Source organism: Planomonospora sp. ID82291 (genome assembly GCF_015711645.1).
In the GTDB taxonomy this organism is placed as follows: Bacteria; Actinomycetota; Actinomycetes; order Streptosporangiales; family Streptosporangiaceae; genus Planomonospora.
In genome coordinates this window covers 943,969-956,416 of record NZ_JABTEX010000002.1, presented here as the reverse complement: position 1 = coordinate 956,416, position 12,448 = coordinate 943,969, and the positions used below count along the sequence as shown (strand labels likewise).

The 12,448-nt window shown below is 72.0% G+C and carries 12 protein-coding genes; 7 read left to right on the top strand and 5 right to left on the bottom strand.

Features of this window, described 5'->3' with window-relative positions:
- The first annotated feature begins 56 nt into the window (after positions 1–56).
- The 4 genes from HS045_RS15280 to HS045_RS15265 all read left to right on the top strand — a co-directional run bounded on the left by HS045_RS15280 (position 57) and on the right by HS045_RS15265 (position 4,344).
- Positions 57–308, top strand: coding sequence for a type II toxin-antitoxin system Phd/YefM family antitoxin (locus tag HS045_RS15280; RefSeq protein WP_196452018.1), 252 nt, complete (start codon positions 57–59; stop codon positions 306–308).
- A complete protein-coding gene (locus HS045_RS15275) occupies positions 305–745 on the top strand; it encodes a PIN domain-containing protein (protein ID WP_196452017.1) in 441 nt (146 codons plus the stop codon). Before HS045_RS15280 ends, HS045_RS15275 begins: the two co-directional genes overlap by 4 nt.
- Before the next feature lie 453 nt (positions 746–1,198).
- Positions 1,199–1,612 carry a hypothetical protein gene (locus HS045_RS15270; RefSeq protein WP_196452016.1) on the top strand — a complete coding sequence of 138 codons (414 nt, stop codon included), beginning with the start codon at positions 1,199–1,201 and terminating at the stop codon, positions 1,610–1,612.
- Complete coding sequence (locus tag HS045_RS15265) at positions 1,609–4,344, top strand: KGGVGR-motif variant AAA ATPase (RefSeq protein ID WP_196452015.1); 2,736 nt, start codon at positions 1,609–1,611, stop codon at positions 4,342–4,344. Before HS045_RS15270 ends, HS045_RS15265 begins: the two co-directional genes overlap by 4 nt.
- 93 nt (positions 4,345–4,437) lie before the next feature.
- Here HS045_RS15265 and HS045_RS15260 read toward each other — a convergent pair whose 3' ends face one another.
- Positions 4,438–4,899, bottom strand: a complete 462-nt coding sequence (locus tag HS045_RS15260; RefSeq protein WP_196452014.1) for a hypothetical protein — start codon at positions 4,897–4,899, stop codon at positions 4,438–4,440.
- A 256-nt stretch (positions 4,900–5,155) separates the two neighbouring features.
- Here HS045_RS15260 and HS045_RS15255 point away from each other — a divergent pair, with 256 nt between their 5' ends.
- Entirely contained in the window at positions 5,156–5,704 is a 549-nt protein-coding gene (locus HS045_RS15255; RefSeq protein WP_196452013.1) for a hypothetical protein, read from the top strand.
- Between the two features lie 180 nt (positions 5,705–5,884).
- Here the strand turns inward: HS045_RS15255 and HS045_RS15250 are convergent, their stop codons facing one another.
- From HS045_RS15250 to HS045_RS15240, 3 genes are all read right to left on the bottom strand, one after another.
- Positions 5,885–6,841, bottom strand: coding sequence for a hypothetical protein (locus tag HS045_RS15250; protein ID WP_196452012.1), 957 nt, complete (start codon positions 6,839–6,841; stop codon positions 5,885–5,887).
- Between the two features lie 79 nt (positions 6,842–6,920).
- The gene (locus tag HS045_RS15245; protein ID WP_196452011.1) at positions 6,921–7,742 is read right to left on the bottom strand and encodes an alpha/beta fold hydrolase; all 822 of its coding nucleotides are present in this window, start codon (positions 7,740–7,742) and stop codon (positions 6,921–6,923) included.
- Positions 7,743–8,335: 593 nt separating this feature from the next.
- Positions 8,336–8,695, bottom strand: a complete 360-nt coding sequence (locus HS045_RS15240) for a hypothetical protein (RefSeq protein ID WP_196452010.1) — start codon at positions 8,693–8,695, stop codon at positions 8,336–8,338.
- 114 nt (positions 8,696–8,809) lie between these two features.
- Here HS045_RS15240 and HS045_RS15235 point away from each other — a divergent pair, with 114 nt between their 5' ends.
- Positions 8,810–10,576 (top strand): hypothetical protein, encoded by a 1,767-nt coding sequence (locus HS045_RS15235; RefSeq protein WP_196452009.1) that lies wholly within the window; start codon positions 8,810–8,812, stop codon positions 10,574–10,576.
- Between the two features lie 149 nt (positions 10,577–10,725).
- Here the strand turns inward: HS045_RS15235 and HS045_RS15230 are convergent, their stop codons facing one another.
- On the bottom strand, positions 10,726–11,328 hold the full coding sequence (locus tag HS045_RS15230) for a TetR/AcrR family transcriptional regulator (RefSeq protein ID WP_196452008.1): 603 nt from the start codon (positions 11,326–11,328) through the stop codon (positions 10,726–10,728).
- 81 nt (positions 11,329–11,409) lie between these two features.
- Between HS045_RS15230 and HS045_RS15225 the strand changes: the two genes are divergently transcribed.
- Positions 11,410–12,444 carry an SDR family NAD(P)-dependent oxidoreductase gene (locus HS045_RS15225; RefSeq protein WP_196452007.1) on the top strand — a complete coding sequence of 345 codons (1,035 nt, stop codon included), beginning with the start codon at positions 11,410–11,412 and terminating at the stop codon, positions 12,442–12,444.
- Positions 12,445–12,448: the final 4 nt, after the last annotated feature.

Below are 12,448 nucleotides of genomic sequence, written 5' to 3'. Positions count from 1 at the left end.
GCATACACCGCCGGAACCGCCTTCACCGTGTAGTACATAAGTAGTACAATCGCGATATGGAGACCACCGCACGTGAGTTCAACCAGCAGTCCGCCCGCATCCTCGCCGCGGCAGAGGGGGGCGAGACCATTGCGGTGACGAAGAACGGCCGTCACATCGCCACGCTGGTACCCGCCCATCGAGCGGAGCCGCCGTCTCCCTTCCCCACCGATCCCATGGGAGACGAGGACGATCTTCCTCTGTTCGACGGTCCGCCCGATCTCTCAGCCCGCGCCGACACGCTCCTGGCCGAGGGGTTCGGCCTGTGAGCGCACCGGTGGCCATCGCGGACACCTCGGCGCTTCTGGCACTGTTCAACCGTCAGGACACCGAGCACGCGGCATGCGCCAAGGCTCGCGCCCAGATCGGTCACCTGGTCATCTCTCCATTGGTGCTGGCCGAACTCGACTACCTCATCACCAGCAGGATCGGGCAGCACGCCGCCTTCGCCGTCCTCGACCACATCATGGACCGGATCGATGTGAAGCGGTACGAGGTGCCCGAGGTCTCACCGCACCTGCGCACCGCCCGAGCCCTGATGGCTCGCTACCGGACGATGGACATCGGTCTGACGGACGCCATGAACGCCGCCCTCGCTGCCGAGTTCCGTACGGACACCGTGTTCACCCTGAATCGTCAGCACTTCCGGGCGCTTCGCCCCCTGACCGGCCACGAGTGTTTCAGACTGCTGCCCGACGACCTCTGACGGCCCGGACGCCTCGGCAGCGACCCAGTCGAACCATGCCAGTATCGGCGCGTCGAAGAGCCTCGGCTGCTCGAACATGGACGGCGGAGCCACCGACTTCCCCGTACCCGGCAGGTCGGGTAGAGCCGCCGGGCCGTACCGCGATGGGTGCGATCCGGCCGTCTCGCGATGACCGCGCTACCGGCCGCGGATCCTGCGGCCGTGCTCGCTGTCGGGGTACGGCAGGGCGTCGGCCACCCGCCCGCCGGAGTCCTTCCCCGCCGCCGAAGTTGAGGGTCCCCTGGGCGCTCGCGCTGGCGGCGACGCCGTCCCAATCGCCATCGGACCCCGAAAACCCGAACCCCCAACCGGTGATCCCGCCGTTCCGCCACCGTCTTCGGGCCCCGCCCCCTCCCTTTCCGGGAGCCCGAGCAACCATCGAAGAATCATAAAGTGATGGTAAAGTCACCCAGCGTGCCCGTAGATGTCGGTAGAAACCAACTCCGCGCCGGTTTCCTCTCCCAGCAAGAAGCCGTACAGGCCATGGACGAGGGGGCGCCGGCGGCGTTGCTCCTCTTCTACGGCGTGGAGTGCGGCCTGAAGGCGGCCCTCCTCGACCGCCAGGCGCTGAAATCCACCGCTCAGCTACCACCGCAGTTCAGGAGTCACGATCTGCACCGTCTCGCCAAGGAACTGCGGCTCCCCCCGCAGCTTTGCGGCCGGATGCAGCCGTGCGCGAGCCACAAGCAGGAGAACGAGAAAGTGGCCTTCGCCGACCTCCACCAGGCCTGGAGGTACGGCCACACTCTCAAAAAAGATCACGAGAAGGCGGCCCTTGCCGTGTTGCGCGAGCTTCTGGCCTGGTGTCAGCGAGAATTGAGGGCATGATCATGCCGGATCAGGAGATCAGGGTTCCCGAGCACATCTACACCTGGGTCGATGTGGACGCGTACCTGGCGGCCCTCGCGGCGGACAACCGGTGGCCGAGCTGGCTGCAGGAGTGCGACGCCTTCTGGGACGGCCTCGAGATGACGATCAGCCCTCAGGCTTCGCCCGAGGAAGCCCTGGCCTGGCTGGAGAAGGTCTTCGGGGTGAGCTCGACGGCTTCCCACGACGGGGAGACCGTCCTCCGGCTCGACGATGTCCCCGGCCGTCCGTCCGCCAGGCTGCTGCCGGTCTCGGTACGACAGCGGGAGCCCGAGACGCCCCGGCGCGAACCGCGGTGGCGGGAGCGGCGCATCGTCCGCAGCCTCGGCGAGCCGCTCCCCTGTCCGGAGTCCTCGTTCCCGGGCGGTGTGCGGATCGCCGCCCTGCACTCCTTCAAGGGCGGTGTGGGACGCACTCTCCACGGGGTGGCGCTCGCCGACGCCGTCGCCCAGCGCGGCGACCGGGTGCTCCTGGTCGACGCCGACCTCGAAGCACCCGGCATCACCTGGATGTTCAGCGCCCAGGGCAGGCGTGTCGACTTCGGCTACGAGGACTTCCTCGCGCTGCTCCACTCCTCCGACGACGGCCGCCCCGACGACGCGGTGCGGCTGGGAGCGGCCTACCTGCCGAACCAGCTGATCGGCAATGTGATCGTCATGCCTACCCGGCGCTCCCTGCTCGACATCGCCCCGCCGCGGCTCGAACCCACCGATCTGCTCACTCCCGACCGGTCGATCTACTACCTGACCGAGTCCCTCGCCGCACTCGCCGACCGGCTCGGCGCACGGACGGTCCTGATCGACCTGCGGGCGGGCAGCAGCGAGCTCGCCGCCCCCGTCCTGCTCGACCCCCGTGTCCAGCGGATCTTCGTCACCACCGTCAGCGACCAGTCGCTGTACGGCACGCTCCGGACCATCCAGGAACTCGCCCGCCGCGCGCCGAGCCGTACCGACGACCCGGCGAGCGTGGCTGTGATCACACAGTTCCGCGAGGACGGGCACCGGGAACTGGCCGTCTCCGCCGCGACCCGGCTCCGCGATGCGATCTCCGGGACCTTGGAGCCGAACGACCACGAAGGCGAGGACCGCACCGTCGACCGCGACGTCGCACTGGAACCGATCTTCAGCGTGTTCCAGGATCGGCTGCTGGCGCTGCCCGCCTCCTGGGACGCCGTGGTGGACCTGGTACGGCGTCAGCGCCTCGCCGAACCGCTCGTCCCGCTCGTCGAGGGGCTCGCGATTCCGGAGGAGCCGGCTCTCCCCGGCCGGGGATCGGCCGCGGGGCCGCTCCACGTCACAGTGGACGGAGGCGACGTGACCCACCTCCGGGGAGTCCTGAGCGAGTTCGCCGGACGGCTCGCGTACGCCGAGACCGCGGATGACACGGACTTCCTTCCGACCGAGTCGCTCCGGAACATGCTCGCCTCCCACCGGACCGAACCGCCCCTGTGCGTGGTCACCGGGGCCAAGGGCTCGGGGAAGACCTTCACCCAGCTCCAGATGTGCTTCCGGGGGACCTGGCGGGACTACGCGCACGCCGTCGGCGTTGAGAGCGTGGCCCTGGACGCCCCGCTGGCGCCGGTGCTCGTCTCCAAGAACCTCAGCGAGTCCGCCCTCGAACGGGTCGGTGAGATCCAGCGGAACGCCGCCACCCCCGCGGGCGTCGAGCCCGCGACCCAACTCGAACTGCGCGATCTGATCGACGAGGCTCTGCGTTCGCAGCTGACCGACATGCAGTGGCGCCGGGTCTGGCTCACCTGCATGGCCAGAGCACTGGGCCTCAACGCCTCCCCGGAGAACGTCGAACGGGAACTCGCCGAATTCGCCTCCGCGAATATGCGGATCTTCCTGTTCGACGGGCTTGAGGACCTTCTTCAGGACCTCCTCGACAGCGAGGTCCAACGGCAGGCGCTCCGGGTCCTCCTGGTCGACTGTCTCGACTGGCTGCGCAGCCTCCGCGGTCGGCCGCTCGGGCTGGTGATCTTCGTCAGGCGCGACCTCGTGCAGTCGGCCATCCGGCAGAACCACGGGCAGTTCCTGGCCCGCTACAGCGACTACGAGCTCAAGTGGAACCACTCTGAGGCGCTGCGACTCGCCCTGTGGGTCGCGCAGCGCTCCGGAGCCCTCCCCCAGGACGCGTCCGGAGCGGCGGCCTCGGTGCTGAGCCAGCATCTCAGCACGGCGCTCCACCCGCTCTGGGGCGAGAAGATGGGATCTTCCAAATCCCGGGAGGCTCGTTCGGACGGCTGGTTCCTCGCCGCTCTGTCCGACTTCAACGAGCAGATCCAGGCCCGTGACATCGTGACCTTCCTCAAGGAGTCCGCCGCTCTGTCCGTGGAGGACAGGAACTGGCCGACCCGGCTGCTCACGCCCGCCGCGATGAGGAAAGCGCTCGTGCAGTGCAGCTTGGGCAAGATCCGTGCCATCACCGAGGAGAGCCCGCAGGTCGGAGAACTTCTCAGGCGCCTCGGCAGCCTCCCCGCGGACAAGAAGAGGATTCCGTTCAGCCCTGAGACCGTCGGTCTGTCAAGCCAGGAGTTGGAGGTCCTCGCCGGTAACGGGGTCGTCTTCCGGGAGGAGGACCAGTACTGGATTCCCGAGATCTTCCGGCACGGCCTCTCGTTCAAGGCCACGGGCCGCCCGAAGATCCTGGCGATCGCCAACCTTGTCCGTCGGCAGAACAACCTCGACTGACAGTGACATCAAACCCCGAAAGACATCGACGTGTCCCCGTGAACCGGCGATCCGCTCCTGGATGTGCCGCCCGTCGCCCCTGCCGGGCCGGAGTCACCGGTGCGGGTCCGATCGGTACCGCCCGCCGGCCGCTCGCCGTACGAACGACACGAGGTGCACGACCACCGCCACGGCGGTGCCCGCGACGGACACGACCAGCACCGAGCGCGCGACGAGCGCCCAGTCGACGGAGGGGTCGCCGAAGGCGAACGGGAAGACCCGCAGGATCCCGACGAGCGCGATCAGGCTGATCGCCGTGGTCACCAGGTCGCCGAGGGACCTCAGCCACCTCGGGTCGCAGATCATGTAGACCAGGTTCGCGACGGCCCCTGCCGCCAGCGAGAGGTTGACCATCGGCAGCACCTGCCAGGTCTCCTCGGTGAGGAACGGCACGGTCTGCCAGCCCGGCGCGACGTTGATCATGTACAGCAGCACCGTGTCGACGACGACGGCGACGCTGTAGCCGAATCGGCGCGCGGCGGCGACGGGCGCGATCACCGGTGCGGTGGCTCTCATGGCGGCCTCCAGAGGTCCGGTCGGAATCCCCGCCGAACCCACGCTACGCCCGGCCGCGCGGACCGGTCAGGGGCGAAGGTCCATCGGATCCCGGTGGTGCGCCGCCGCGCGGGCCTACGGGAACGCATGGGCCTACAGGAACGCGCGGACCTACGGGAACGCGCGGACCTACGGGAACGCGCGGACCGCGGCCGCCGCGGTCGGGCCGGACCCGCACGCCGTACGGGCGAGTCGATCTCTGTGGTGGAATGATCCGGTGGATCAGGCGCGGGCGAGGCAGCTGCTGGGCGAGATGCTGGTCTGCTGCTTCGTGATCGTCCTGATCAGCGGCGGCTTCCTGGCGTTCTTCTACACGCCCAGCGGCGAGATCATTCCCTACAGCGGAGCCTACGAGCCGCTCCGGGGCGTCCCCATGAGCGCCGCCTACCACTCGGTCCTGGACATGAGCTTCGAAGAGGGCACCGGGCTGTTCGTGCGGCGGCTGCACCACAGCGCCTCGCTCCTGCTCGGCGTGGGCACCGCCTTCTGGGCGCTGCTCGGCCGGTTCCGGTACGCGTTCGCGATGCTGGGCCTGATCATCGCCGGCGGGATCGCCGGCCACGGAGCCGCCGACGACCTGCTGTCCGGGACCGCCCTGGGCCGGGTGCCCATCCCCCTCTGGTACGGCCTGCACCTGCTGTTGGCTCTGGCCGTGGGAGCGGCGCTGGTGCTCTCCTCCCGGCGGGAGGCGGCCCGGCGGCCCAGAACGCTCCCCTTCACGGCGCTGAGCATCGGCCTCACCCTCCTGGCGGTCTTCGTGCTCTGAGGCGCGTCACGGGCGGTGCACCCCGCCGCCGGTCCGGAGCCTCCTCAGGTCTTCGCCCGCCGTACGAGAGAGACGAGGTGCACGACCACCGCCGCGGCGGCGCCCGCGTCCGGACTCGCGCCTTCCGGCGGCGCACCCCCGGACAGAGTACGGAGGGTCGCCGAAGGCGGAGTCGCGCCGTCAGCCGGCGAGGATGACGTCACCCACGGCGGAGGTGACGGTGAAGGAGTCGAGCCGCCGCAGCCGGCCCGTCGTGCGGTCCAGCCGGTACCAGGTGTAGACGTGGTACTCCTCGCCGCTCGGTCCGCGGTAGGAGTCGGTCAGGAGGTCGAGGCGGCCCGCCCTGTCCCAGCGCGCCCGGTAGGGGGCCTCGCCCCGGCGGAGCCGGACCGGGTACGTACGCTTCTTGCCGGTGGCCAGGTTGCGGACGGTGACCGCGTTCTCGGCGGGACGGGCGTCGTTCCACCGGGCCTTGGCCACGGTGACGCCGTCGGGGCCGAGGTCACCCATCATGTAGGCCGACCGCCGCAGCCGCACCGACCACGTCCCGGTCGAGTAGACCACCGCCCCGCGCACGTGGGTGGCCATCAGGTGCTTCTCGTCCGGGCTGAACCGCGCGGAGTCGTACCCTCTGGGCAGGTCGAAGGCCTTCCCGGTGGCCGTGTCCACGATCCGGTCGACCGGCCTTCCCGAGAGGCCTTCTCCCTCGATGGCGGCGAACCGCCCACGCGGGGAGAGGGTCAGCTCGGTCACGGCGACGGAGTCCGGCCGCCTCACCGCGGTCCGGCGCGCCTTCCCGGTGGCGGCCTCCCAGATCATGAGCACGCCGTCGCTCTTGCGGAAGTACGCGGCCCGGCCGCCGTCCGGGGCGACCGCCATGACCCCCATGGCCGGGTGGTCGCCGTCAGGCCGGTGCGCGTCGGGGAGCGCGCGGACGCGGCCGTCGCTCAGCCAGAGCCTCCACGGACCGCACGGGCGCCGGCCGGCGCCGTTCCGGCAGACGCCGAGGCCGGCGTGGCGGATCACCGGTGTGGCCGGCGCGGTCCCGGCGAGGGTGCCGACCGGGGCCGCGGCGGAAAGACCGGCCGTGAACGCGACGGCGGCCGTCGCGGCGGCCATGGCTACCTGGAACGACATCCCGCCATCTTCACACGGCGCCGCGGCGCCTTCGCGGCGATCGCCGGTCGGGTAACAGACTGTGCCGTCAGGGCCATGGTCAGCGAAACGGCTCGGCGGCGACCCGGTCGAGCCACTCCAGCATCAGCGCGTCGAAGAGCTCCGGCTGCTCGAACTGGGCGTTGTGCCCGGCCACGTCGAGCACCGCGTAGCTCGCCCGCGGATAGTGGGCGAGCAGCGCGAACGCGTCCTCGTAGCCGACCACGTGGTCCTGCCTGCCGGCGATGACCACGGTCGGCCGGTCGAAGCTCCGGCTCTCCGACGGCTCCGGGTCCAGCCACCGGTTGGACCCGATGCGCTCCAGCGCCGCGGCGTCGGCGCAGTCGAGGCCGACCATGATCTCGTCGCGGAACCGGCGCAGGGTCTCCGGGGTCTGCACCACCGCCATCTCCGCGAACTCCGCGGCGAGCCGCGGGTCCGCCGAGGCGAGCAGTCCGGGGTCGGGCCGCAGCACCCGGCGCTCCGGGAGCGTGCGCTCGGTGGCGCCCAGCCGGTCGGCGACCGGGCAGATCAGCGCCAGCCCCAGCACCCGCTCCGGCCGCAGCCCCACCAGGGCACGGGCCAGGTAACCGCCATAGGACTCGCCGGCCAGCAGGAACGGCTCGTCGCCGAGGACGTCGTCCACGAAGGCCAGCACGGCGTCGAGCAGGTCGCCGGCGCTCGTCACGGACGGCGGGGCCTCCGACTTGCCCATGCCCGGCAGGTCGGGATAGAGCCGCCGGTATCCGTCACGCCGGGCGAAGACCGGCTCCAGGCAGCCGAGCATCAGCCGGTGGTCCGGCGTCCAGCCGTGCAGCGCCAGCACCGGAGTGCCGGTCCCGTGCTCCACGAAGTGCAGCGGCGCGGACGTACCTGACGACATGACCGACCTCCAATGATCTTGCAGTGATTCCGCCGCATCCTGCCACAGTCCACCGACAGATCTGCGCACGAGCCCAATGCGCCGGACGGCCCGGAGGCGCCACGAGTTCGCAGCCCGGTGTGCGGACGGCTCCGGACGAGGCCTCCGCACACTGGAGCGCACCGCCCGGTCAGCCTCGGCGGCCGGATCTGATGCCGCAGCGGGGACCATCCCCGCGTGCGCGGGGAGCACGCCAAGAGCGTCGAGCCGGAGGTCTTGCAGACGGGACCATCCCCGCGCGGGGATGGTCCCGCGGACGGCGTCAAGGACTACGAGCCGCGCCCGTGCTCCCCGCGCACGCGGGGATGGTCCCCACTCGGGAGGCAACCCTTCTGGTGCCACGTGGTGCTCCCCGCGCACGCGGGGATGGTCCGGTCGGGGAGCCGCGAAAGCGGGCACAGGCTTGACCGGGGAAGCCGTCCCCGAGGGCGCGGGCTCCGGACCGCGTCCTCTCGCTTCCCCGTCTTCCCCGAGGTCTTGCGGTGGGCCTCGATCCGGCTCGTGGAGGCCTTCAGCGCGCCGAGGGCGCCGGGGGCGGGGCGCCGGTCCCGCGCCTACTCCCATCCACGCAGGTCCGCCACGTAGCGGTCATGCGCCGCGGCCTCCCACTCCTCCATGGAGGAGTGCCTTCCGCGGCAGTACCGGCCGACCAGATGCGCCAGGAACGCCTCGCACGCGGCGTCGTCGCGCAGGCGCAGGCCCGGATCCCCGCTCCCGGCGCGCAGCAGGAGCCCGCCGCCCGGTTCGGCGGTCAGGGTGACCTCGCCACTCCGCCCGTCCCGGCGGGGCGGCCGCACGGCCAGATAGGCGGCGTAGACGTACCGGTAGGCGAACTCGTCGTACGTGTCGTGGATCCGATCGAGCCAGCAGCCGATCTCGTCGCCGGCCGTCTCCGTTACGGGTCCTGTTCCCATCGCCCCATTGTGACCGGCGGCCGGCGGGAACCGCGTCCCCACCGCGGGTGCGGCGGCGGGGAGCCGGACCGCCGTGCCCGGCCGTACGGCGGCGCCGCACTAAGATCACATCCCGTGCTTTCGGATGGCTTGTGGCGGATCATCAGGATCGGATCGGTAGGTCTGGTCCTCGCGGCGACGGCCGCGGGCCTGGCGCTCGGCGACGTCTGGCTCTGGGCGGCCGTCGAGTGGTCTCCGCCGGCCTGGTTCCACCCGGACGACGGGTTCGACACCCCGACGACCGTGGCGCTGCTCGTGGCCGCCCCGGTGAAGGCCGCGCTCCTGTGGCTGATCCTGCGCACCCCCGCGCCGGGACCGCTGGACCGCCGGGCCAGGGCGCTGCGGTGGTTGCTGTATCTGGCGGCGGCCTACGCCCTGGTGCTCTGGTATCCGATCGCGCTGCTCCCCGACGCGGTCGGCGCGGCGATCTCGCTCGCGCTGTGGACCGCGATCGACGTCCTGTACCTGCTCGTCATCCGCTGGCGGTCCCGCCTGCTGCGCGCGGCGGCCGGAGCGGCGTTCGCGGTCGAGCTGGCCGCGATCGCCGACGAGCTGCTCGACGAACTCGACCTCCCCGAGCTCGGATCGGGCGACGTCGCCGAGCTGGTCCTGACGCTGGGCGCGGTGGCGGCGATCGTCATCACGGTCGTCGGCCAGCGGCGCGACGGCCGCTGGAGCCGCGGCACGCAGGCCGCCGGATGGTTGTCGGCGGGCGTCTGCGCGCTGACGATCCCGCTTCCCCTCCTCTTCGAGAGGATCTTCAGCGGCGATCTGGCGGTACTCGTCGCGATGGACGCGGCGGGGCTCGTCAACACCGTGTGGATCGCGGCGACCGCCCGCGAGCTGATCGCCGAGGACCGCCCGGCGGACCCTTCGCCCGCGCGGCGGCGCGTGGTCCGCGTCGCGGTGGCGGCCGCGGCCGTACTGCCGGTCATCGCGCTGATCCACCCGGAGCAGACCCCGCACCTCACCTATACCGGCTGGTCGATGGACTGCTACGACCGGCCCGACTTCGGCGATCTGAAACCCGCGGAACGCGACGCCGCGTTCCTGTGCCGGGCGCGGGGCACGGACGGCGGAGTCCCGCCCATGTTCCCCGACGACCTGTCGGACCAGCAGATCCTCGCCTACGGGCGGGCGCTGTGCCGGGCCAAGGACCGCACCGAGCAGGAGGCGCTCCTGAAGCGGGCGGGGAGCACGCGGCCCGGCTGGGGCGCGGACCCGTGGGACCTCGTCTACGTCTGCCCGGAGGTCGTCGGCGCGACCCATCCCGAGCTGCTGTGGTCGGCCGCGCAGCGGAAGGCGGCGAACACCGCCTTCATCGCCGAGGCGAACGCCAGGTGCCGCGACCCGTGGCCCCGGACGAGGGGCGTCGTCCAGGCCACGGCCAACTACTTCCTGTTCGCCGACGGCGACCACGGCTATCTGGTCCACGACCCCGACGACGAGACGGGCGGCGAGGCGGCGGAGCAGGCGGTCGACGAGCTCTACGAGGACGGCTCCCTCATCGGGGCGGTCGGCAGCACCGTCCTCGTCGGGCACGTCGAGGACGTCATCGAGCTGTGCCTCACCGTGAAGGCCTTCCGCACCGCGCCGCCACCGCGGACGGCCGGGTGGGACCAGGTCACCGAGGTGCCGGTCGTCAGCCGCAGCGGCCTGCTCACCGTGCCGGAGAAGGACGGCGGAGACGTGGGCGCGGGCGCCCCGATGCCGAACCTGGCGATCGCGGGCGAGGGCCGCTACCGGGTCCGGGTGTACGTGCGGGTCGGCGGCGCGGGGGAGGAGCACCTGGTCGTCGTGTTCCCGGGCGCGTCGAGGAAGAAGCTCAAGCTGAAGCGGTGAGCCACGGCGGGGCTCGGACCCCCCTCCGCCGCCCGCCGCCCGCCGGCTGTGGCCACCTGGAACGGCATCCCGCCGTCTTCACACAGTGCGGGGCGCTCTCGCGGGATCGCTTCACACGGTGCCGGTGGCGCCCGTGAGGCGACCGCCGGTCAGGCGACGGACCGCGCCACCAGGGCCACGGCCCGCCGCATGGCGTCCCGTACCCCGTCGGGCCCGTCGCCGCGCTGCAGCGCCGTCAGCGCGGACGCGCCGACCGCGCCGACCATCGCGCCGACCAGGGCGGAGGCGGCGACCGCGTCGAGCCGGTCGGGGAACTCCCGCTGCAGCGCCCGGGCCAGCTCGGCCTGCGCGGCGAGATACCGCTGCAGCAGCCGGGCCTGCAGCGCAGGCACCGAGGCCGCCAGCCGGGCCCGGAGCGCCGCGAGCCCGCTGGGCAGATCGCGGTCCCCCGCGTCGGCGACCATCTGCTCCATCGCCCGGACGAGCACCTCGGGCAGCCCTTCCCCGGCGCGGCGCCCGGCGATCGCCTGCAGCGCCAGATCGACGCGCACGTCGGCGCCGGCCAGGAGCACGTCCTCCTTGGCCGGGAAGTGCAGGAAGAAGGTGCGGGGGGACACCTCCGCGGCGTCGGCGATCTCGGCCACGGTCACGTCGTCGTAGCCCCTGTCCTCGAACAGGCGCACCGCCGCCTCGATCAGCGCCTGCCGGGTCCGCCGCTTCTTGAGTTCCCGGAGTCCGGGTCTCTCCACCATGCGGGCCAGCCTATTGCATCCTCTGTATTGGTGCATAGACTGCACTAATACAGAGACTGCACCGATTGGAAGGTGGTCGCCATGGGAAGCCTGGACGGGCGCGTCGTCCTCATCACCGGCGCGGGGCGCGGCATCGGGCGGGAGGAGGCGCTGTTCTTCGCCGCCGAGGGCGCCGCGGTCGTCGTCAACGACCCCGGCGTCGCCGTCGACGGCACGGGCGGCGACGCGGAGGTGGCGGCGGAGGTCGTCGAGGAGATCACCGCACGCGGCGGGCGGGCCGTGGCCAGCACCGACAGCGTCGCCGACTGGGACGGCGCCCGCCGCATGGTGGAGACCGCCCTGCGGGCCTTCGGCGACCTGCACGCCGTGGTCAACAACGCGACCATCGAGCGGAACGCGGGTCTGACCGACCTGTCGGAGGAGGACTTCGACGACGTCCTGGCCGTCAAGCTGAAGGGCACCTTCGCGGTGACCCGCTGGGCCGCCCGCCACTGGCGCGACCGGTTCCGGGCGGGGGTCCGCACCGACCGCGCCGTCGTCACCACCTCCTCCGGCTCCGGGCTGCTCAACCCGCTGCCCGCACAGGCCTCCTACGCGGCGGGCAACGCCGGGGTCGCCGCGCTGACCGCCGTGGCCGCCCTCGAACTGGGCCGCTACGGCGTGCGGGTCAACTGCGTCTCGCCCTCGATGGCCCGCACCCGGCTCACCCTCGCCGTCCCCGGCATGGGCGCAGAACCGCCCGCGGACCGCTTCGACCCCCTCCACCCGGCCGCCGTCGCGCCCGTCGCCGCCTACCTGGCCGGTCCGTCCTGCCCGTTCACCGGGCAGGTGCTGTCGGTGCGGGGCGGCACGGTCGCGGTCGGGCAGGGCTGGTCCCTCGGCGGCCACATCCGCAAAGACGGGCGGTGGAGCGTCGAGGAGCTGGCCGGGAAGATCAAGGAGCTGCCGATGGACGACCCCTTCGACAAGCTCGCCCTGGCGTTGACCGGAGCGCTCGGCGCCACCGGGCGCGCCGAGCTCCAGGGGATGATCGACACCCTGCTGGACGGGGAAGTCCCGGCCGGCACGGCCCCCGCACCCGGTGATCCCGAGGGCGGGCGCGCCCTCCGCGGCTGACCTC